The following is a 20525-nucleotide window of genomic DNA, read 5'->3' as shown; positions in this document are numbered from 1 at the left end:
CAACAATCATCCAAGTGTTCAGTCGTCAGACGTCTGACGAGGAAAAAAAGAGAGACTATGCTCTCGGGTGGGTTTTGGCGTAAATGTCCTTGATGCGCGAACGGGTCACATGGGTGTAGATCTGCGTCGTGGAGATGTCCGCGTGACCCAGCATTTCCTGAACCGACCGGAGATCCGCGCCGTTTTCCAACAGGTGCGTGGCAAACGAGTGGCGCAGCGTGTGCGGCGTGATTTCCGTCCGGATGTTGGCCTTCTGCGCGTAGCGCTTGATGATCTTCCAGAACCCCTGCCGGGTGATCTGCTTGCCCAGATGGTTGAGAAACAGGGCGGTCTCGCCCGGCTCCTTCAACAGCTTCGGCCGCCCCGCCTGCAGGTAGTGGCGAACCATTTGAATGGCGACGGAGCCGAGCGGGATGATCCGCTCTTTGGACCCCTTGCCCATGCATTTGACGAATCCCATCTCCAGGTTGACGTCGCTCACATCCAGGTTGACCAGTTCGGAGACGCGGATGCCGGTCGCGTAAAGCAGTTCCAGCATCGCTTTGTCGCGCAGCCCCGCCGGGGAGTTGACCGGCGGGCTGTCGAGAAGCCGTTCCACTTCTTCGACCGATAGCACCTTGGGCAGGCGCTTTTCGATTTTGGGGGTCTCCAGATGGATGGACGGGTCCTTGTCTATGTATTTGTCGCGGACGAGAAATTGATAAAAGGCCCGGATGGACGCCAGGTTGCGGGACAGGGTGGCCGTGGCCCGCCCCTTTTCCTGCAGGGTCATCAGATAGCCGATAATCTGGCTCCGCGTGGAGTCCTCGATACGGGTCACCCCCTGCTCCTGCAGGTAAGCCGTATAGGCAACCATATCCCGCTGATACGATTCGAGCGTATTGGGCGACAGCCCCTTTTCCACAGCAAGGAAATGGATGAATTGATCGATCAGCATGTCCATGAAGCTGTTCCCCTTCAGGTAAGTGTCTTGTTATGCTTTCCACGCGGAGCGGAAAAGTCCTCTTTTTTTCCGGCGAAAAAGGTGACCGTTACTCTCCCGTCAGGTAAAACAACTGCAGCCGGGCCAGGTACCCGTCCCAATCTTCGGACCCCTGGGCATTGATCAGCTTCACCACTTTGACGGCATTGCCGTGCGGTTCGCGGTAGGGATCGCCTGGCATGAACCTGTCGGACAGCAGGCTGATGATCCCGTAGGACAACAGCGTGCAGGTAACGAACAGGAGGAAAAACCGGAGTATCTCCATCAGCCGCCGAAACGGAAATCGCATCGATGACAATCCTCCCCGCTTCCGTGTTACCTCCAGTATATGCGCCTGTCCCCCGCTCCATTCGGAACGCTACACCGGCAGGTCGTGCAGCGCGTCATCCAGCGGCACATACGGCAGATTCAGCGATGTGGCCACCGCTTCGTACACCACGTGGCCGTTCAGCACGTTGACGCCGCGGGCGAGCGCCCGGTTTTGCGCGATGGCGGCGCGATACCCTTTGTTCGCCAACTGCAGGCCGTAGGGTATTGTAACATTGCTCAGGGCGATTGTCGACGTGCGCGGCACCGCTCCCGGCATATTGGCCACCGCGTAGTGGACGACGCCGTGTTTGACGTATGTCGGTTCACTGTGCGTGGTAATCCGGTCCACCGTCTCGATCGAGCCCCCCTGATCGATCGCCACGTCGACGATGACCGAACCGGGAGACATCGACTTGACCATCTCCTCCGTCACCAGCTTGGGCGCCCGCGATCCGGGGATCAGGACGGCCCCGATCAGGAGGTCGGCTTCCTTCACCGCCTGCGCGATGTTGTACTGGTTGGACATCAGCGTCCGCAGCCGTCCCTGGAACAGATCGTCCAGTTCGCGCAGCCGGTTGGCGTTGATGTCGAGAATCGTCACCTGCGCCCCCAGGCCGACCGCCATTTTGGCCGCATTGGTCCCGACGATGCCGCCGCCGACGATGACCACGTTGGCCGGCGTGACACCGGGAACGCCCCCCAGCAGGACTCCCTTGCCTCCGTGCGGCTTTTCCAGGAACTGCGCGCCGATCTGCACCGACATGCGGCCGGCCACCTCGCTCATCGGCATCAACAGCGGCAGGGAACCGTCATCGGTCTGGATCGTCTCGTAGGCGATCGCCACCACTTTCTTGGCGCAAAGCTGCTCGGTCAGCTCCCGCTCCGGCGCCAGATGCAGATAGGTAAACAAGATCAGGTTTTCGCGAAAGAACCCATATTCGGCTGGCAGCGGCTCTTTCACCTTGCAGATCATCTCCGCCTGCTGCCATACCTCCTTGGCGCTGCCGAGGATCTCTGCGCCGGCCGCGGAAAAGTCTTCGTCGGAAAAACCGGAGCCGGTCCCCGCCTGCGTCTCGACCAGCACGCGATGGCCCGCCTGTTTGTATGCGCTCACTCCGGCGGGGGTCAGCCCCACGCGGTTTTCGTTGTCCTTGATTTCCTTTGGCACCCCGATGATCATCACTCATCCGCCTCCTGTGGCTCGCGTTGCGCTTTCCTTATCATGCCACCGGACGTCCCGCTCCATAACCCGGCGCGGGAAAAAAGAAAAACTTCTCCGTCACAGAGAAGTTTTTCTATTTGAAGTCCTCCACATTCACCTTGTCAATGCAGCGATGGCAAATGCCGTAGAAGGTGAGCCGATGGTCGGTAATATAAAAGTTGTAAACATTCTTGACCTTTTCCTCTGCGGAGACAAGCAGGTCTTCAAAGATCTCATCCACCGTGCCGCAGTTCAGGCAGATCAGGTGGTGGTGGTGGTACTCGGCGTTGTCGTCGCGCAGATCGTAGCGGGCCACCCCGTCGCCGAAGTTCATCTTGTGAATGATCTTCAGCTCGCTCAACAGTTCCAGGGTTCGATACACCGTGGCGAGACCGATTTCCGGGGCTTTTTCCTTGACCAAGAGGTAGACGTCTTCCGCACTCAGGTGATCTTCCTCGTTTTCCAGTAAAACGCGAACAGTGGCTTCACGTTGTGGCGTCAGTTTATAGTTCTGGGAATGTAGTTGCTGCTTGATCTTCTCTAACTTTTCTTCCAACATAAGTGCCCCTCCCCGCTCGCATGAAACCTGCTCCTATTATAGTAGAGGGGTGTTCCAGAAGTCAAATGCATACGTTATTAGATGAGAATTATTCTTAATTAAGCACCATCTGCATCAACCGGGGGGAAACGAACGTCTCGAACAGCGCCGCCACCGTCAGGACGGCCAGCATGGCGACGACCAGCACGGTGTAGCCGACGAAGTGGGGCAGAATCACGTCCCGTTTGCTCAGGAGCCGCGTCTTGATCAGCCGCAGGGAAAACGAGATGCCGCTCACCCCGACGATAAAGAGGGCCGGCACCACCAGCAGATTTTGCGGCAGCACGCCCGCCAGCGCCAGCGTCACGCCGTGCCACTGAAGCTGATTCACCAGAAAGCCGACCGTAAACCCGACGACCACCCCTTTGAGAAACAGCAGCAGAAGGATCATCGGCAGGCCGATGATGGACAGCCCCAGCACCCACAGGATGCCCACCGTTTTCGCGTAGTGGCCGAACGCCTGCTGGAAGTGGGCCGTCGGCTCGGGAATGCCCTGGCTGCCGAGATTGTTGAAAAAGTACTGCAGAAAGCCGAACAGCTCCTGTCTCTGGGAAAGCGGCAAGGAATTGACGATCACCGCTCCAAAAATAATGCCCATCGCAAACAGTACGATCGTGAACCAGTAAAGCGACTGATGGTCTTTCGCATATTCCTGGATTGTTTGTCCGACTCTTGCCCGCACGCCGGTTCCCCTCCCGCAACGCTGATTACTGTACAGCTTATGCGGAAGTCCGGGCGCCTATGCCTTGCCTGCCGTCACGATCCTGCCGTACGTGCCGGCTCCCCCGGCCTTGACGTTCAGCCGTCCTTCCCTGGCCTGGACGATCAGGTCCGCAATCCGCTCGCCGACGACGCCGGCCAACTCCTCCCTGCCGACCCGGTGAAGAATGTTCATCTCCGTCCCAAACGCGCGGTACAGTCTGTCCCGCAGCCTGGGGCCGACTCCGGGGATAAACTCCAGCGGCACCTGCTCCACGTACGGGGGACGAAACGGCGGATGGACGCCGGGCGGACAATCAGCCAACTGTTCGATCCGGTCAAAGACGCCCCGAACCACCCGTTTGAAGCCGCACTGCGGACAGCGGCCAACGGCGTCCGCCGGAAGCGTCGACTGGCACGATTGGCACGCAGTCTGATGGTATTTCCCCAACTGCGGATGAAGACCGTAGTTGACCGCGACGCCTCTCCCCGCTTCCCTGCGCAGGGCCCGTTTCCACTCCCGAAACGAGCGTTCGCCCATGGCGATCGCCTGGTACTCGCGGCCGATTTTCGCCAGCGAATGGGCGTCGGAATTGGTCAGGAACGTCTTGTCATGCAGTTCCGTCAACCGGTCGGCCATGTCCGCATTGGCGCTGAGCCCCAGTTCGACGGCGGGAATCAGGGAGGGATCCGCCACCTCCTGGAGCGAATCGGTGCAGCTTCCGTACAAGCCTTTGTGCGGCGTGAAAATATGGGCCGGAACCAGCACGCCGCCCCCTTCGGCGACCCTCTCCTGCAGCTCCCGCAGTGTGGCGCCGATCCGCTGGGAGCTGAGATGGACGTTTTTGCAGCGGCGGGAGAGCCAGTCGGTGAAGAGCCGCATGTCCCCCACTCTCGGCAGGTAACAGAGGAAATGGGCCTCTCCCCGTCCCGGTTCCTTAATCTCCACCTCGCATCCGAGAATCAGCAGAGTCTGCTTGTACTGAACGCCGCCGTCCCTGTGCTCTTCCGCCGCTCCCTTTTCCAGCAGGCCGATCAGCTCCTCCTGCACCTCCGGGGCGTGAGCGTCGATGATCCCGATGACGTCCATGCCTTTCCGCTCGGACGCTTCTTCCAGAATCCGCGTCAGGGTCATCTGCCGGGACGCGGTGATTTTGACCGGTTTGCCGCTGTTCGTTCCGCCGATGTGGATGTGCATGTCACAGAAGTAGTACGGCAGGCGGCTGTCAACCCCGTTCATGCAGCACCCGATTCTCCCAGGCAAACAGTGCCGCGACGGTCTTGGCGTCGCAAATCTCTCCCGTGCGATGCAGTTCCTTCGCCTCTTCCAGCGTCAGCTCCAGCACCTCGACAAACTCGTCCTCGTCGGGCCGGCTTTCCCCTTTTGTCAGGCCGGTGGCCACATAGAGGTGCATGATTTCGTCGGCAAACCCCGGTGAGGTGTAGAACGAGCTGAGGTGGTCGTACTTGGCGGCCTGATACCCCGTCTCTTCTTCCAGTTCGCGCTTGGCGCAGGCAAGCGGCTCTTCTCCCGGCTCCAGCTTGCCTGCCGGAATTTCCACGATGGTCCGCTCCAGCGGTTTGCGGAACTGGCGCACGGCCACCATCCTGCCGTCCGTCGTCAGCGGCAGAACCGCCACCGCTCCCTGGTGGTTGACAATTTCCCGCTTTGCCGTCCTGCCGTTGGGCAGCAGCACCTCATCCACCTTTACCTTGATAATCCGTCCGTCGTAAATCGGCTGGCTGCTGATGGTCTTTTCGTAAAAACGGTCTTGATCGCTCACGCTCATCATCCTTTTTCGCAGGGTCTGGTTCTAAACACGTCCGGCTGCCTCATAAGTTGGGAGCAAGACGCTTGTCCACCCTTATTGTATCGGAGGCGTACAGGGATGAAAACCTATGTAAGCGAAAAGCAGCTGCGCATGGTCGGCAAAGTGTGGGAAATCCGCGCTACACTCCGCTCCTGGTCAAAAAAAGAGCTAACGCTGCAAGAGTATCTGGCCCGACGCAGCGGTGTTTCCCGCCGCTAGCACACCCGGCCAAAAAGGGAGCGCTCCGCACCGCGAGATCCCCGGCCAGGACAGCCGCCTGAAACGGGGCCGGATCTTCCCGCCAGTGCCTGCCCATGGTGACAAACGACAGGCCAAAGGTCCGCTCCAACCGCTCCAGATGTTCATGATCCGGCGCCGGTTCGCTCACGGGCACATGGCTGCCACTGCGGATCAGATCGGCCGTTTGGCTGCGCACAATCTCGTCGCACCCATCGCCAAATGCGGGCACCACCAAAAGCACCGGCCGCAGCGCAAATCGGCCAAGGACGGTCCGCGAGTGATGGCTGACGCCAAAGTGGCGTTCGCGGGGATCGGCAAAGCTGAGACGGGGGATGAAAAAGGGGACGCCTCCCAAAAGGGAAACGGCGTGAATCACCTCCGCCAACTGCATGCCCGAAAAGCCCAGCGGCGTTCCTGTTCCGGTCACACCCGGGCCGAGAAAGCACAGGATCACGTCCGCCCGTTCCACATGCCGGGCCGCCAAGAGGCCGTTGTGGATCGTCACGGTTTCCCGGTCGCCGCCCCAGGCGTGTCCCGTGGTGACAGTTGCCGCCAGCACGCCTGCCGACTTCAGGCGCGCCACCTGTCGGCTCAGGGCGATCGGCAGCGAAGCGGCGTCCGGCATCACGTACACCAGGCGTTTTTCCGGTGCCGCCCATGCGACCGCCGCTGCGGCTGCCGGAAGCAGGCTGTGCAGTTCGCCGATCAGCACAGGTGTTCCCTCCAGCGAAAGCGACTCATCACAGAACCGTTCGTGATACGGGCTGTCCTGCTCTTCCACCGTATCGACGGCGAGCTGCGAGGGCGCGTAGCGCATTTTCATCACGTGTCCCCATGCCCCTGGGGACAGATCCGTTTCGACGGTTCTCCCCGTTTTCCCCATGACGATGTGGAACCCGCCCGTTCCCAGTTGAAGCCGAACGGCGGTCGTGTTCACCAGAACCTCGTCGCCCGCGGCGAACTCCTCGTCGAAAAACGAGACGGCCGGCTCGGCGAGGCCGCTGTCGTGCAGGCGCACTTCCAGGATCTGCACGCCCGGCCGCTTCTCCCGTACCTCTGTCACCATCCCCGCTGCCACGCGAAGCATGTCACTCCCCTCCTCCCCTTTCCCTTCTTTGTTTCAGGGGTCTTCTCATGTTCAGTCTATGTTCGGCATGGCTTGTCCCAATCATCGAGGTGTTCCCGGGATGAGCGTCCTTTCGCGTAAGCGGCATGGCCAGCCTTTCCCTTGCACAATCTCGCACGCGCACAAAAAAAGGCCGGGACCCCTGTCAGGTATCCCGGCCCGCACACCGCGCTCCTTATTCCAGCACTTCGGCGATGATCGCCAGCACCAGTTCCGCTGCCTTGTTCAGTTCCGCAATCGGCATGCGCTCGTTTTTCGTATGGATTTCTTCGTACCCGATGCCAAAGTTGACGCTCGGAATGCCGTACCCGTTGAACACGTTGCCGTCGCTGCCGCCGCCGCTGGCAATCAGCTCCGGTTCGCGGCCGACGCGCTTCACGGCGGCGATCGCCTTTTGCACCACCGGGGTCTCTTCGCTGTATTTGTAGCCGTGATACATGAAGATCACGTCGTTTTCGCAGCGTGCTCCCATTTCCGCCGCCGCTTCTTCAAAGGCGGTGGTCATCTTTTTCACCTGCGCCTCCAGCTTGTCCATCACCAGGCTGCGCGCCTCGGACCAGACTTCCACGTAGTCGGTCACGATGTTGTACGCCTTGCCGCCTTCAAAGCGGCCCACATTGGCGGTCGTGTCCGCGTCGATGCGGCCGAGCGGCATGCGGGAGATGGCCTTGCTGGCGACGGTGATGGCGCTGATGCCGTCCTCCGGATTGACGCCGGCGTGAGCGGCCTTGCCGTAGATTTTCGTGACAATCCGATACTGACCCGCTCCGGCGACGGTGATCTTGCCCACCGGTCCCTCGGAATCCAGGATAAAGCCCATTTCCGCCTTCAGCAGGCTGGCGTCCATGGCGCGGGAACCGACGAGGCCGGATTCTTCGCCCACCGTGAGCACGACCTGAATCGTCGGATGCGGCAAATTTTGCTCCTTCAGCGTGCGCATCGCTTCAAAAATCGCCGCGATGCCGGCCTTGTCGTCGGCGCCGAGAATGGTGGTCCCGTCGGAATAGACGTAACCGTCGCGCACCTGCGGCTTGATGCCGCTGCCCGGCACGACCGTGTCCATGTGGCTGCTGAACAGAATGGTCGGCCCTGGGGCGGTGCCCTCCAGCGTCGCGATCAGGTTGTTGGCGCCGTGGCCTGTTTTGGCAGCCGCGTCGTCTTCCTGCACCGTAAAGCCCAGGTCCGTCAATTTTTCCTTCAGCACCTTGGCAATGGCCGCCTCATGTTTGGTCTCGCTGTCGATTTGGACGAGCTCCAGAAACTCGTTCAACAATCGTTCCTGGTTGATCACACCCGATTCCTCCCTGAAAGATGGCCTGCCGCTTCGCGATGATTGCTCCGCAGCCGGCAGGGCCCAGATTTTTGCGGGAACCCCGGTCCGCCGCACCACCGATGTGGCCGTGTCCTGGCTTTTCTCCTCATGCCGCACGCTGCTGCCGCTCGGGCCGGGAGGATTCACATTCCTTGCCAATTACCCACATGTACCAGTATACCGCAAAAAATTTTTTTCTACCATGCATTCCCGCAAACCGTCCGGCCGACTGCCTGAACATTCAAAAGTACAGGACTCTTCCGCCAAACAAACGGATCACAGCGGGATGTTTCCGTGTTTCTTGGCGGGCCGCTGCTCCTGTTTGTTCCTCAGCATCTCCAGCGACAGCTTCAGGTACTTGCGCGTTTCGCGCGGATCGATCACGTCGTCCACCATGCCGTGCTCCGCCGCGACGTACGGATTGGCAAACTTCTCGCGGTATTCGGCGATCTTCGCCTGCCGCGTGGCGGCCGGATCGTCGCTTTGCTCGATGTCCCGGGCGAAGATGACGTTGGCCGCCCCCTCCGGGCCCATCACGGCAATCTCCGCGTTCGGCCAGGCGTAGACCACGTCGGCGCCGATCGCCTTGGAGTTGAGCGCGACGTACGCGCCTCCGTACGCCTTGCGCGTGATGACGCTGATCTTCGGCACGGTCGCTTCCGAATAGGCGTACAGGATTTTCGCCCCGTGGCGGATGATTCCGCCGTGCTCCTGATTGATGCCCGGGAAAAAGCCGGTGACGTCCACAAACGTGATCAGCGGCACGTTAAACGCGTCGCACGTGCGGATAAACCGGGCCAGCTTGTCCGAGGAATCGATGTCCAACCCGCCGGCCATCACTTTGGGCTGGTTGGCAATCAACCCCACGCTTTGTCCGTTGATGCGGCCGAAGCCGACCACGATGTTGCGGGCAAAATTGGGCTGCACCTCCAGAAAATCGCCGTGGTCCACCACTTTCTCCAGCACTTTTTTCACGTCGTACACTTTCGTTCCGGCCACGGGCACCAGCTCGATCAGCTCTTCCAGCCAGTCGCCCGGGTCCCCCTCGTACGGGAGGCGCGGAGGTTCCTCGCGGTAGTTTTGCGGAAGAAAGGCGAGCAGGCGGCGCACCTGTTGCAGCACGTCCTCTTCCGTCTCCGCCGTGAAATGGGCGTTGCCGCTGATGGCGGAATGCACCGAGGCGCCGCCCAGGTCTTCGCTGGAGATTTTTTCGCCGGTGACCGTCTCGATCACTTTGGGGCCGGTGATGAACATCTGCGACGTCTTCTCCACCATAAAGACGTAGTCGGTGATGGCCGGCGAATACACCGCCCCGCCCGCGCACGGACCGAGAATCACGGAGATTTGCGGGACAACCCCGGAGTAAATGGAATTGCGGTAAAAAATATGGCCGTACCCGTCCAGGGAGACGACCCCTTCCTGGATCCGCGCGCCGCCGGAGTCGTTCAGGCCGATGATCGGGGCGCCGTTTTTCGCCGCCAAATCCATGATGTTCGCGATCTTTCTGGCGTGCATTTCTCCCAGGGCTCCGCCAAAGACGGTGAAGTCCTGGGCAAACACGTACACCAGGCGTCCGTTGATCCTGCCGTAACCGGTGACCACGCCTTCGCCTGGCGCCTCCAGCTTGTCCATGCCGAAGTGGGTGGCCCGGTGTTTGACGAACGGCTGCAGCTCCACGAAACTGTCCGGATCGAGCAGGATGTCAAGCCGTTCCCTGGCCGTCAGTTTGCCCCGGTTGTGCTGGGCGGCGATTTTTTCGTCGCCGCCGCCCATCTCCACCTTCCGCTTCCGTTCGTACATGTCGTCTATTTTTTCGTACATCGCTTCACTCATGTGCCGCTTCCTCCTTGCTCTCGGATGCTGCCGGACCCTGACACAGTTCGTACAGGACGCCATGCGCCCCCTTGGGGTGCAGGAAAGCAATCTGCGCACCGTGGGCACCCGGCTTGGCCGTTTCATGGATCAGCGGAACGCCGTTTTCGCGCAGGCGGAGCAAGCGCTCGTTCACATCGTCCACGTCGAGGGCAATGTGATGAATGCCTTCTCCCCGCTTTTCGATGAAACGGGCGATCGGGCTGTCCGGACCGCTCGGCTCCAGGAGCTCGATGCGGCTCTCGCCGATCCCCAAAAACGCCACTCGCACCTGTTCCGAAGCCACCTCTTCCGTCCCCAGCAGCGGCAGCCCCAACTGCTCCGTGTAGAACGGCAGGGCATCCTCCAGGCTTTTGACCGCGATGCCGATGTGGGCAATCTTGTTGGGAGCGGGCTGCAGGCTCATCCGTTTTCGCTTTACCTGGGAGCGGATGAAATCGGCTGTCACCCGCGTCGGCGTCCCCGGAGTAAAGACCTCGGCGATCCCCTGCGATTTCAGATAGGGAATGTCCTCCTGCGGAATGACCCCGCCGCCGATGACGAGAATGTCGTCCGCCCCCTGTTCCCTGAGCAGGCGCACCACTTCCGGAAACAGCTCGTTGTGGGCGCCCGACAGACACGACAGGCCGATGACGTCCACGTCCTCCTGTATGGCGGCGCTGACAATCTGCGCGGGCGTTTGCCGCAGACCGGTATAGACCACTTCCATGCCCTCGTCCCGCAGCGCTTGCGCGACCACCAGAGCGCCGCGGTCATGGCCGTCCAGCCCCGGTTTGGCTACCAGTACGCGAATGGTTCGTTCCATGTTGATCCCCCTTGTTCACTGTGAATCCTTGACAGCGGCTGTTCCTACACGGCGCGGTACTCGCCGAACACCTCGCGCAGCACGCCGCAGATTTCGCCGATGGTGGCGTAGCTTCGGACACACTCCAAAATCAGCGGCATGAGGTTTTCCGTCCCCTCCGCGCCTGCCCGCAGCCGATTGAGCGTTTGCTCGACAATGAGATTGTCACGACGCGCCCGCAGCGCATCCAGGCGCTCCTTTTGTTTGCGGCCCAAGGCCGGATCGACGCGGAGCAGTTCGGGCTGCGGCTCGTTTTCCAGTTGAAAGCAGTTCATGCCGACCACTTTTTCTTCGCCCGATTCGATCTTCCGCTGCGTTTCATAGGCCTGCTTTTGAATTTCCCGCTGCATGTAGCCCGCTTCCACGGCGGCCACCGCCCCGCCCATCTGTTCGATTTTTTCCAGATATTCCAGCGCTCTGGACTCGATCTGGTCGGTCAGGTACTCGATGTAGTACGAGCCGGCCAGGGGATCGACGGTGTCGGTCACGCCGCTCTCAAACGCGATGATTTGCTGCGTCCGCAGCGCAATCCGCGCCGATTCCTCCGTCGGCAGGGCGAGTGCCTCGTCGCGCGAGTTGGTGTGCAGGCTTTGCGTGCCGCCCAGCACCGCGGCCAGGGCCTGTATGGTCACGCGCACGATGTTGTTGTCCGGCTGCTGCGCGGTCAGCGTCGAGCCGCCTGTCTGGGTGTGGACGCGGAACTGCCAGGACTTCGGATTCTTGGCCCCGTAGCGCTCCCGCATCAGGCGGGCCCACATCCGGCGTGCCGCGCGGAACTTCGCGATCTCTTCAAAGAAGTGGTTGTGCCCGTTGAAGAAAAACGACAACTGCGGCGCAAACTGATCGATGTCCAATCCGGCCTGCAGCGCCGCTTCCACGTAGGCCATGCCGTCCGCGAGGGTAAAGGCGACTTCCTGCACGGCGGTGGACCCGGCCTCCCGAATGTGGTAGCCGCTGATGGAAATGGTGTTCCACTTGGGCACGTGTTTGGCGCAGTAGGCAAAGATATCGGTGATCAGCCGCATCGACGGCTTCGGCGGAAAGATGTACGTGCCGCGCGCGATGTACTCCTTGAGAATGTCGTTTTGAATCGTGCCCGACAGCTTTTCCGACGGCACCCCCTGCTTTTCCGCCACGGCGATGTACATCGCCAGCAGCACGGAAGCGGGCGCGTTGATCGTCATCGACGTGCTGACCTTGTCGAGCGGAATTCCCGCCAGCAGGGTCTCCATGTCCTCCAGCGAATCGATCGCGACCCCCACCTTGCCCACCTCGCCAGCCGCCATCGGATCGTCGGAGTCGTACCCGATCTGGGTCGGCAGGTCAAAGGCCACGCTGAGCCCGGTTTGTCCCTGTTCCAGCAGATAACGAAAGCGCTTGTTGGTCTCCTCCGCCGAACCGAATCCGGCGTATTGGCGCATCGTCCACAGACGGCCGCGGTACATGTTGGGCTGAACGCCGCGGGTATAGGGATATTCGCCCGGGAACCCGATTTTTTCCATGTAAGCGTCATCAATCTGATCCGGCACGTACAGCGGATCTATCTCAATATCCGACGAGGTGGCAAAGCGCTGTTTGCGCTCCGGCGTCTTTGCCAGACGCGCTGCCAGCTCCTGTTGCCACTTCCGGTACAGTTCGGTACAATCTTTTGTAGTCACCGGTCAACCCCCGTTTCCTGTGTAATTGGCAAGGAGGAAGGAAAGGCTCCCCCTTCCAATTCTAGCACAGCGAAGTACACAATAACGCGACAATTTCCACTTTTCGTGAAGTAATTTTTGCAAGGCCCGGTTCAGGAGGTAGTTACGATGAGGAATCAGTCCCTGTTTGCCAAAGTGTTGGTAATCGTGCTGGTGATTTCGCTGGTCGTCCCGATGTTTTTCTACTTTCAGCCGTAGACAGGCAGGCGGTATCCAGCCCCGTACAACGGAAAACCCCCTTCCGCATTGGAAGGGGGTTTTTCATGCGCCGCTGGGGATTAGCGGTAGACGTACACGCTGGACGTTTTGGCATCCCAGCCCACTTTGTAGCCGAGCGAATCCGTCACGAAACGGATCGGGATCATCGGCATGTTGTTTTTCAGCGCGACAGGCGCCGGCAGGGTTACCTCCTTGCCGTTGACACGGGCTGTTTTGGCGCCAACCGTGAGTTTGATCTGGTTCGTGCCGCTGACAATCGTTACGGTATTGTTGTTCCAGATGGTGGTCAGCGCCAGCGCTTCTTTAAAGAACTGCGCCGGAACCATTGTCGTGCTGCCGTTGGCCAGGTATGGCGCCGCCTGCAGTGGGTAGCTCTTGCCGTGCAGCGTGAACGACGGCGTGTTCAGTTTAAACAGCGCCGCGTTTGCCGGAACGGTCACCGTAGGCTGCGGTTGCGGCTGCGGCTGCGGCGTTGCCGGCTTTTGCGCCGGTGCCGGCATGCCTACGCCGACGGCACGGGCAAACAGCAGGCCTTTTTCCTCAGACGTAAACACGCTGATGCTGTACGCGTTTTTCACCGACGGGTTAATGATGTTGGCGCCTGCGCCGATTACGACATTGGCTGCGCCGCCAGCCGGAATGTCCTGCGCCGGATAGACCAGCACATTTTGACCGCGAACGGCGACGAAGTTGGCGGCCACGCCATTTACCGTCACGTTTGCCGGAGCGATGTAGGCAGGTACGCGGTAGCCTGCCGGGAACACGATCTCGATGAAGTCGCGCTGCTTGTACAGCGGCATCGTCACGCCCTTGATCGCGATGTTGACGCCGGTCGGTTTGCCCACGGCCGTGTTGGTCAGCGTGATGGTGGACGTGCTGTTGTTCACCTGGGTAGGCGTGCCCGCTGCCGGAGCCGGGTTCGGTGTCGGCGTCGGTGCCGGAGTGACCGACGTACCCGAGATGGTGAAAGGTTTGGACGTGATCGTTTTGCCGTCCACCGTCATCTTCAACTGGTAGCTTCCCGCCGTTTTCGGATTGGTCAGCCAGGCATCGTACGAGATGTCCACCTTGACTTTGCTGGAAGAGGTGAAGCTGTACGGCGTGGTCAGGTAGATTTTGTTGCCGGACGGCGCCACCTTGCGCGGCGTTTTGCCGTTAATGGCAAAGTCGGACGGATTGAGATAGCCCGGAACCATGTCGGCGGACGGGAATTCCACGATCACGTCGCTGTCGGAAGCCAGCTTTCTGCTGCCGAAGTCGGCTTCAAACGTGTAGCTGGAACGCGCTCCCACACCGGAGTCGGAAAGGGTCACGCTGAAGTCGCCCGAACCGCTGGTCGAACTGGAGCTGGAACCTTTGATTTCAAATTCTTCCGACGTGTATGTAGTGCCGTCCCATTTGACTTCGATGACGTAATCGTCGTCCGCATCGGGATTCTCAATTTCCGCTCCTTCGTAGAAGGTGAGCGTCAATGTTTTGTCGCCGGCGGCCTTGGACGGCACCTTGATTTCCACCTTGTTGCCGGAAATTCTGACATCGTCGGGTTCATACTCGTTAATGTCCACGTCGTCGGTGCTGATTTTGCTCGGCAGCATGTCTTCATCCGGGAAGTAGACGGTGACCCAATCGCCTTTGGTCAGTTTGTCCTTCAATTTGATCGGACCCAGCTCGTATTTGGACGTTTCGCCTTCTGTCGTGCGGCTGATGTACACGTCAAAATCGTCATCCTTGGCGGAGCTGCTGCTGCTGTCGTCCACAATGTCGACCTCGTAGTCTTCCCAGGACTCCCTGGACGTTTTCACGGAGACGATGTAGGAATCCTCTTCATCCGGGTTGGTGATGCCGCTGTCGATGTCGATGGAGATATCCTCTCCCGCATCCACGGCTTCGTCAACGGTAATCTCGATCGTTCTGCCGGAGACTTCGACTTTTTTTACATCGACACTGGCATCGATGTCGTCTTCATCAATGTTGGAATCGACATCGAAATCCTTGTCAAACCTGATGTAGATGATGTCTCCCTTCTTCAAGTCCTCGTCCAGGACAAAATCGATATAATATGCGCTTTCTTCGCCTGCCGTATCGTCCTCCGGATCAACGGACAGGTCATCGATCGCATATGCGGAATGCGGGGCCGCCAAAAGCGGCGTGGATACAAGCGCTGTTGCCAACACAATCGGAAGTGTCTTTTTGCTCTTCTCCATGTTTGTCCTCCCATGCTTCTCGTAATCTTTTACACTCTCTTCTTGTCGAACCGCTATCAGTTTACCATAAATACGAAACAGAGGGAATCTGTTCATCGGAAAATGGTAAACACAACCGGTTCATTAAGCTATGACGACGGAAGCAGGCAAAAGGTTACAAAACGGTTACACAAAAATTCAGCAAACATGAGAAAGGCCAGATTCCTGTGTGAATCTGGCCTCAGACTGAAGACAAACCGATTGCATCGAGGAGAAGCATGTTCCCAGCAGAGCGACTTGTGAGCCCTACCGAGCGGAGCAGCGAGTTGCGGGAAAAAGGAGCGCCACCTCTGAATGGGCTTCGTAGCGATGCGACTTTGGCGCTCCCCCGCAAATCGGTGCGGAGCGTGCAGTCCATGCGTCCTTGCTGGGCGAGCACGGAGCGGATGCCGGAAACGTGCTTCTCCCGCCAACAGTCCTTTTTCCGCACACAAAAGCCAGATTCCTGTGGGAATCTGGCCTTGTGTCGCGTTGGCTAGTACAGTTTGGTGTCCGGGCCGATGGCCTCCAGCTTCTGCTTGACGCTTTGCAGGAAGCGGCCGCAGACGAGGCCGTCCAGCACGCGGTGGTCCAGCGAGAGGCAGAGGTTCACCATCGAACGGATGGCGATCATGTCGTCGATCACCACCGGCCGTTTGACGATCGCCTCCACGCTGAGAATGGCCGCCTGCGGGGCGTTGATGATCGGCATGGACAGAACGGAGCCGAACGAGCCGGTGTTGTTCACCGTGAATGTGCCGCCTGTCATGTCTTCCACCGTCAGTTTGCCGGCGCGCGTGCGGGCCGCCAGATCCTCGATCGATTTGGCGATGCCGAGGATCGACTTTTGGTCCGCGTCCTTGATCACGGGCACGAACAGCGCCTCCTCCGTCGCCACGGCGATGGAGATGTTGATGTTTTTCCTGACGATGATCTTGTCGCCCGCCCAGGTGGAGTTGAGCATCGGGTATTCCTTGAGCGCTTCCACCACGGCCTTGATGAAAAACGGCAGGAAGGTGAGGTTTACCCCTTCCTTGCGCTTGAACTCCTCTTTGACCTGATTGCGGAAGTTGACCAGGTTGGTCACGTCCACTTCCACCATCGTCCAGGCGTGAGGGGCTTCGTGTTTGCTCTGCACCATCCGGTTGGCAATCGTCCGGCGCACGGGCGTCACCGGGATGATCTGATCCCCCGCCGCCACCGGGATGTCAAAGGCGCTCGCGCCTGCCGCCGCTGGTGCGGAGGCGGCCGGCGCAGCGGGCTGGGCGGACGGAGCGCTTACCGCCGAAGCCTCCATAGGCCGTTGGGCAGGTGCCGCCGCTGCCGGGGTCTCGGCTGCTGCCGGCGGCTGGCCGCCTGCGTCGATGATCGCCTGCACGTCTTTGCGCGTCACTCGTCCGCCCAGTCCGGTTCCGTTGACGCGGGACAGGTCGATCCCGTGTTCCTGCGCCAATCGCAGCACCGCCGGCGAATAGCGCTGCTTGCCGCCCTGCCGTTCGGCGGCCGCAGCCGGTTGGGCCGGGGCGTTCGGCGTCGCGCTGACGGGCTTTGCCGGAGCTGCGGGCGCTGCTGCCGCTGTCGGCTCCGCTGCCGCCGTCGCCTGCGGCTCAGCCGCGACGCCCTCCTCTTCGATGTACAGGATCAGCGTCCCCACTGCCACCGTCTCTCCCTCGGGCACGACGATCTCCGTTACCCGACCGGAGACGGTGGACGGCACTTCCGCATTTACCTTGTCCGTGGTCACTTCGGCCAACGGATCGTATTTCTTGACCACATCTCCCACCTTCACCAGCCATTTGGTGATGGTGCCTTCGGTCACGCTTTCGCCAAGCTGGGGCATTAGCACTTTTGTTGCCATGTCCACGGTCCTCCTATCGCCTTATTGAACCCCTTAAAAATGCGCCAGTTCCCGCATCGCTTCCAGCACTTTGTCCGGGTTGAGCATGAAAAACTTCTCCATCGGCGGACTGTACGGCATGGCCGGAACGTCGGGGCCGCACAGGCGCTTGATCGGCGCATCCAGGTCAAACAGACATTGTTCGGCGATCACGGCGGCCACTTCCGCGCCGACGCCGCCTTCCTTGTTGTCTTCGTGGACGATCAGCACCTTGCCCGTCTTGGCGGCCGCTTCCGCAATCGCTTCCTTGTCCAGCGGATACAGCGTGCGCAGATCCAGCACATGGGCGCTGATGCCTTCTTCGGCCAGCTTTTCCGCCGCCTGCAGGCAGAAGTGGAGCGTCAGCCCGTACGAAATCACCGTGATGTCCGTCCCTTCCCGCTTGACGTCCGCCTTGCCGATCGGCAGGACGTAATCCTCCTCGGGCACTTCCCCTTTGATCAGGCGGTAGCAGCGCTTGTGCTCGAAAAAGAGGACGGGGTCGTCGTCGCGGATGGCCGCTTTCAGCAGGCCTTTGGCGTCGTACGGCGTGGACGGCGCCACCACTTTCAGGCCTGGCACGTTGGTAAACAGCGCTTCCACGGACTGGGAGTGGTACAGCGCTCCGTGCACGCCGCCGCCAAACGGGGCGCGGATCGTGATCGGGCAGAACCAGTCGCCGTTGGACCGGTAGCGCATTTTCGCCGCTTCGCTGACGATCTGGTTGACGGCCGGCATGATGAAATCGGCGAACTGGATCTCCGCGATCGGGCGCATGCCGTACGCCGCGGCCCCGATCCCCACGCCGACGATAGCCGATTCCGCCAGAGGCGTGTCGATGACGCGCTCTTCGCCAAACTCTTCGATCAGACCGACGGTGGCGCGAAACACGCCGCCGCGCACGCCGACGTCCTCGCCGAGAATGAACACGTTGGGATCGCGCCTCATTTCTTCGCGCATCGCCATGGTAATCGCATCAATAAACGAAATGACTGCCATCTGGATACCCCCTTATTCCCCGTACACGTGCGTGAGCGTCGATTCCGGCGCCGGATAAGGCGCGTTTTCCGCGTACTCCGTCGCCTCGTCCACTTCCATCTGCACGCGGGCCAGCAAGTCCTGCTCCTTGTTCTCATCCATCAGGCCCACCTCTTTCAGGTATTGGCCGAACAGCAGGATCGGGTCTTTTTTCTTCGCTTCTTCCACTTCTTCACGCGTCCGGTAGGTGCGGTCGTCGTCGTCGCTGGAGTGGGGGACGAGGCGGTACATGACCGCTTCGATCAGCGTCGGACCTCCGCCGGAGCGGGCCCGCTCCACCGCTTCCTTCATCACCCGGTACACTTCAATCGGGTCGTTGCCGTCCACGCTGACGCCCGGAAAGCCGTATCCGATCGCGCGGTCCGCCACGCTTTCGCAGGCGAGCTGTTTTTTCAACGGCACGGAGATGGCGTACTTGTTGTTCTCGCAGAAGAAGATGACGGGCAGCTTGTGAACGCCGGCAAAGTTGGCCCCTTCGTGGAAGTCCCCCTGGTTGCTGGAGCCTTCGCCGAACGACGTGTAGACGACGAAGTCCTTTTTCTGCATTTTGCCGGCCAGCGCGATGCCCACTGCGTGCGGCACCTGCGTCGTCACCGGGCTGGACCCGGTCAGGATGTTCCACTTCTTGCCGCCGAAGTGGCCGGGCATCTGCCGGCCGCCGCTGTTCGGGTCTTCCGCCTTGGCGAACGCCGACAGCATGCAGTCGCGCGCCGTCTGTCCGAAGACCAGCACCACGCCGAGGTCGCGGTAATACGGGCAGAGGTAGTCCTTCCCCTTCCGCAGGGCAAAGGCCGCTCCCACCTGCGCCGCTTCCTGCCCCTGGCAGGAAATGACGAACGGCACCTTGCCCGCCCGGTTCAGCAGCCATTGGCGCTCGTCAATCTTGCGCGCCAGGAGCATGTAATAGTACATGTCCAGCACCTGCGCGTCCGTCAAGCCCACTTGTTCATGACGCTTGGTTGTCATCGTCGGATACCCTCCTTGCTATTCGCGCTAAATGTGAATCGCCTTGCCGTCCACTGCCAGCGCCGCTTCCATGAGCGCTTCGGACAGGGTCGGATGCGGGTGTATAGCATGGCCGATTTCCCACGGAGCGGCGTCCAGGACGCGGGCCAGTCCCGCTTCGGAAATCATGTCCGTCACGTGGGGGCCGATCATGTGCACGCCCAAAAGGTCGTTGGTCTTCGCATCGGCCACCACCTTGACAAAGCCGTCGTTTTCGCCGTGGACGAGCGCTTTCCCCAACGGTTTGAAACTGAATTTGCCGACCTTTACCTCGTAGCCCTGCTGGCGCGCTTCCGCTTCCGTCAGGCCGACATTGGCCACCTCCGGCCGGCTGTACGTGCACTTCGGCACTTTGCTGTAGTCCAGCGGCTCCGGATTGAGGCCGGCCATGTGTTCGACGGCCAGGATGCCTTCGTGCGAGGCCACGTGGGCAAGCTGCAGCCCGCCGATGACGTCGCCGATAGCGTAGATGTGTGACTCCGCCGTCTGATAGTGCTGGTTGACGGCTATCACGCCGCGCTCCACCTTGATTTCCGTCGCCTCCAGGCCGATGTTTTCCACGTTGGCCTGCCGCCCTACGGATACCAGCAGCTTCTCGGCCGCAAACGTCTGCACGCCGCCGGCCGTCTCCGCCTGAATCGAGACGCGGCCGTCCGATTTCTCCAGGGTGTCCGGCAGCACCTTTGCGCCGGTGACGATGTTCACCTTGCGCTTTTTCAGCAGGCGGGCCATCTCCTTGCTGATCTCCTCGTCTTCCAGCGGCAGGATCCGGTCGGCGTACTCCACCACCGTCACCTCGACGCCGAAGTCGTTCAGCATGGAGGCCCACTCGATGCCGATCACGCCGCCGCCGACAATCGTGACGGACGACGGCAGTTCTTCCCATTGAAGCGCTTCGTCGCTCGTCACCACATCTGTGCCGTCAATCGTCAAGCCCGGCAGTGTCCGGGGGCGGGAACCGGTGGCAATGAGCAAAAAGCGGGGGACGATCATCTCCTGGTCCCCGTTCGGCTTTTCCACCCGCACGGCCCCTGCCTGCGGCGAAAAAATCGACGGCCCCATGACGCGGCCAACCCCTTCAAAAACCGCGATGTTCCCTTTTTTCATCAGGTACTGAACGCCCTTGTGCAGCTGCTCGACGATCCCCTGCTTGCGCGACTGCACCTTGCGGAAGTCGTAGCCCACACTGTCGGCCAAGACGCCGTACTTGTCGCTTTCCTTCAGGGTCGCGTACACCTCGGCACTGCGCAGCAGCGCCTTGGAGGGGATGCAGCCGCGGTGCAGGCAGGTGCCGCCCAGCTTCTCCTTTTCGACGATCGCCACTTTCATCCCCAACTGGGAGGCGCGGATCGCCGCGACGTAACCGCCTGTCCCGCCTCCCAACACGACGAGATCAAATTCCTGTGACATGCGTTCCATCTCCTTTCGTCCGTGGCGGGGCGGCTGGGGCCGACTCCACCGTCCGGGATCTGCT

General features: G+C 60.6%; 17 protein-coding genes and 1 pseudogene. 1 reads left to right on the top strand and 17 read right to left on the bottom strand.

Annotation, left to right across the window (positions count from 1 at the left end):
• Positions 1 to 55: 55 nt before the first annotated feature.
• The 7 genes from xerD to M516_RS0113015 all read right to left on the bottom strand — a co-directional run bounded on the left by xerD (position 56) and on the right by M516_RS0113015 (position 5573).
• Entirely contained in the window at positions 56 to 943 is an 888-nt protein-coding gene (xerD, locus tag M516_RS0113045; protein ID WP_029099519.1) for a site-specific tyrosine recombinase XerD, read from the bottom strand.
• Positions 944 to 1031: 88 nt separating this feature from the next.
• Positions 1032 to 1271, bottom strand: coding sequence for a YqzK family protein (locus tag M516_RS0113040; RefSeq protein ID WP_029099518.1), 240 nt, complete (start codon positions 1269 to 1271; stop codon positions 1032 to 1034).
• 69 nt (positions 1272 to 1340) lie between these two features.
• Entirely contained in the window at positions 1341 to 2471 is a 1131-nt protein-coding gene (ald, locus tag M516_RS0113035) for an alanine dehydrogenase (protein WP_029099517.1), read from the bottom strand.
• 115 nt (positions 2472 to 2586) lie between these two features.
• Positions 2587 to 3051, bottom strand: a complete 465-nt coding sequence (gene fur / locus M516_RS0113030) for a ferric iron uptake transcriptional regulator (RefSeq protein ID WP_035289716.1) — start codon at positions 3049 to 3051, stop codon at positions 2587 to 2589.
• A 94-nt stretch (positions 3052 to 3145) separates the two neighbouring features.
• Positions 3146 to 3772, bottom strand: a complete 627-nt coding sequence (spoIIM, locus tag M516_RS0113025) for a stage II sporulation protein M (protein WP_029099515.1) — start codon at positions 3770 to 3772, stop codon at positions 3146 to 3148.
• 57 nt (positions 3773 to 3829) lie between these two features.
• A complete protein-coding gene (locus tag M516_RS0113020; RefSeq protein ID WP_029099514.1) occupies positions 3830 to 5029 on the bottom strand; it encodes an endonuclease Q family protein in 1200 nt (399 codons plus the stop codon).
• Positions 5016 to 5573 (bottom strand): NUDIX domain-containing protein, encoded by a 558-nt coding sequence (locus M516_RS0113015; RefSeq protein WP_029099513.1) that lies wholly within the window; start codon positions 5571 to 5573, stop codon positions 5016 to 5018. Before M516_RS0113015 ends, M516_RS0113020 begins: the two co-directional genes overlap by 14 nt.
• A 105-nt stretch (positions 5574 to 5678) precedes the next feature.
• Here M516_RS0113015 and M516_RS26325 point away from each other — a divergent pair.
• Positions 5679 to 5732, top strand: a pseudogene (locus M516_RS26325) (Z-ring formation inhibitor MciZ); the annotation flags it as partial.
• Between the two features lie 7 nt (positions 5733 to 5739).
• Here the strand turns inward: M516_RS26325 and M516_RS0113010 are convergent.
• From M516_RS0113010 to lpdA, 10 genes are all read right to left on the bottom strand, one after another.
• The gene (locus tag M516_RS0113010; RefSeq protein WP_029099512.1) at positions 5740 to 6927 is read right to left on the bottom strand and encodes a DUF3866 family protein; all 1188 of its coding nucleotides are present in this window, start codon (positions 6925 to 6927) and stop codon (positions 5740 to 5742) included.
• Positions 6928 to 7141: 214 nt separating this feature from the next.
• Positions 7142 to 8257 (bottom strand): M20/M25/M40 family metallo-hydrolase, encoded by a 1116-nt coding sequence (locus M516_RS0113005; RefSeq protein WP_029099511.1) that lies wholly within the window; start codon positions 8255 to 8257, stop codon positions 7142 to 7144.
• A 297-nt stretch (positions 8258 to 8554) separates the two neighbouring features.
• Positions 8555 to 10111 carry an acyl-CoA carboxylase subunit beta gene (locus M516_RS0113000; RefSeq protein WP_029099510.1) on the bottom strand — a complete coding sequence of 519 codons (1557 nt, stop codon included), beginning with the start codon at positions 10109 to 10111 and terminating at the stop codon, positions 8555 to 8557.
• Entirely contained in the window at positions 10104 to 10955 is an 852-nt protein-coding gene (gene mce / locus M516_RS0112995) for a methylmalonyl-CoA epimerase (protein WP_035289710.1), read from the bottom strand. Before mce ends, M516_RS0113000 begins: the two co-directional genes overlap by 8 nt.
• A gap of 44 nt (positions 10956 to 10999) precedes the next feature.
• Positions 11000 to 12652: an acyl-CoA mutase large subunit family protein gene (locus M516_RS0112990; RefSeq protein WP_029099508.1), complete on the bottom strand. Its 1653-nt coding sequence runs from the start codon at positions 12650 to 12652 to the stop codon at positions 11000 to 11002.
• 317 nt (positions 12653 to 12969) lie between these two features.
• Positions 12970 to 15114: a copper amine oxidase N-terminal domain-containing protein gene (locus M516_RS0112980; RefSeq protein ID WP_029099507.1), complete on the bottom strand. Its 2145-nt coding sequence runs from the start codon at positions 15112 to 15114 to the stop codon at positions 12970 to 12972.
• A gap of 514 nt (positions 15115 to 15628) precedes the next feature.
• Entirely contained in the window at positions 15629 to 16990 is a 1362-nt protein-coding gene (locus M516_RS0112975) for a dihydrolipoamide acetyltransferase family protein (protein ID WP_029099506.1), read from the bottom strand.
• Positions 16991 to 17023: 33 nt separating this feature from the next.
• Positions 17024 to 18007 (bottom strand): alpha-ketoacid dehydrogenase subunit beta, encoded by a 984-nt coding sequence (locus tag M516_RS0112970; protein ID WP_029099505.1) that lies wholly within the window; start codon positions 18005 to 18007, stop codon positions 17024 to 17026.
• Between the two features lie 12 nt (positions 18008 to 18019).
• Complete coding sequence (locus tag M516_RS0112965) at positions 18020 to 19012, bottom strand: thiamine pyrophosphate-dependent dehydrogenase E1 component subunit alpha (RefSeq protein ID WP_029099504.1); 993 nt, start codon at positions 19010 to 19012, stop codon at positions 18020 to 18022.
• 27 nt (positions 19013 to 19039) lie between these two features.
• Complete coding sequence (gene lpdA / locus M516_RS0112960) at positions 19040 to 20461, bottom strand: dihydrolipoyl dehydrogenase (RefSeq protein WP_029099503.1); 1422 nt, start codon at positions 20459 to 20461, stop codon at positions 19040 to 19042.
• Positions 20462 to 20525 lie beyond the last annotated feature (64 nt).

Source organism: Brevibacillus thermoruber 423 (assembly GCF_000454065.1).
In the GTDB taxonomy this organism is placed as follows: Bacteria; Bacillota; Bacilli; order Brevibacillales; family Brevibacillaceae; genus Brevibacillus; species Brevibacillus thermoruber.
This window is presented reverse-complemented; position numbering and strand designations above follow the sequence as displayed.

Bases quoted from the DNA above. Each gene is read 5' to 3' on its own strand.
- xerD (WP_029099519.1), bottom strand. From the start codon at position 943: ATGGACATGCTGATCGATCAATTCATCCATTTCCTTGCTGTGGAAAAG.
- M516_RS0113040 (WP_029099518.1), bottom strand. From the start codon at position 1,271: ATGCGATTTCCGTTTCGGCGGCTGATGGAGATACTCCGGTTTTTCCTC.
- ald (WP_029099517.1), bottom strand. From the start codon at position 2,471: ATGATCATCGGGGTGCCAAAGGAAATCAAGGACAACGAAAACCGCGTG.
- fur (WP_035289716.1), bottom strand. From the start codon at position 3,051: ATGTTGGAAGAAAAGTTAGAGAAGATCAAGCAGCAACTACATTCCCAG.
- M516_RS0113020 (WP_029099514.1), bottom strand. From the start codon at position 5,029: ATGAACGGGGTTGACAGCCGCCTGCCGTACTACTTCTGTGACATGCAC.
- M516_RS0113010 (WP_029099512.1), bottom strand. From the start codon at position 6,927: ATGCTTCGCGTGGCAGCGGGGATGGTGACAGAGGTACGGGAGAAGCGG.
- M516_RS0113000 (WP_029099510.1), bottom strand. From the start codon at position 10,111: ATGAGTGAAGCGATGTACGAAAAAATAGACGACATGTACGAACGGAAG.
- mce (WP_035289710.1), bottom strand. From the start codon at position 10,955: ATGGAACGAACCATTCGCGTACTGGTAGCCAAACCGGGGCTGGACGGC.
- M516_RS0112980 (WP_029099507.1), bottom strand. From the start codon at position 15,114: ATGGAGAAGAGCAAAAAGACACTTCCGATTGTGTTGGCAACAGCGCTT.
- M516_RS0112975 (WP_029099506.1), bottom strand. From the start codon at position 16,990: ATGGCAACAAAAGTGCTAATGCCCCAGCTTGGCGAAAGCGTGACCGAA.
- M516_RS0112970 (WP_029099505.1), bottom strand. From the start codon at position 18,007: ATGGCAGTCATTTCGTTTATTGATGCGATTACCATGGCGATGCGCGAA.
- M516_RS0112965 (WP_029099504.1), bottom strand. From the start codon at position 19,012: ATGACAACCAAGCGTCATGAACAAGTGGGCTTGACGGACGCGCAGGTG.
- lpdA (WP_029099503.1), bottom strand. From the start codon at position 20,461: ATGTCACAGGAATTTGATCTCGTCGTGTTGGGAGGCGGGACAGGCGGT.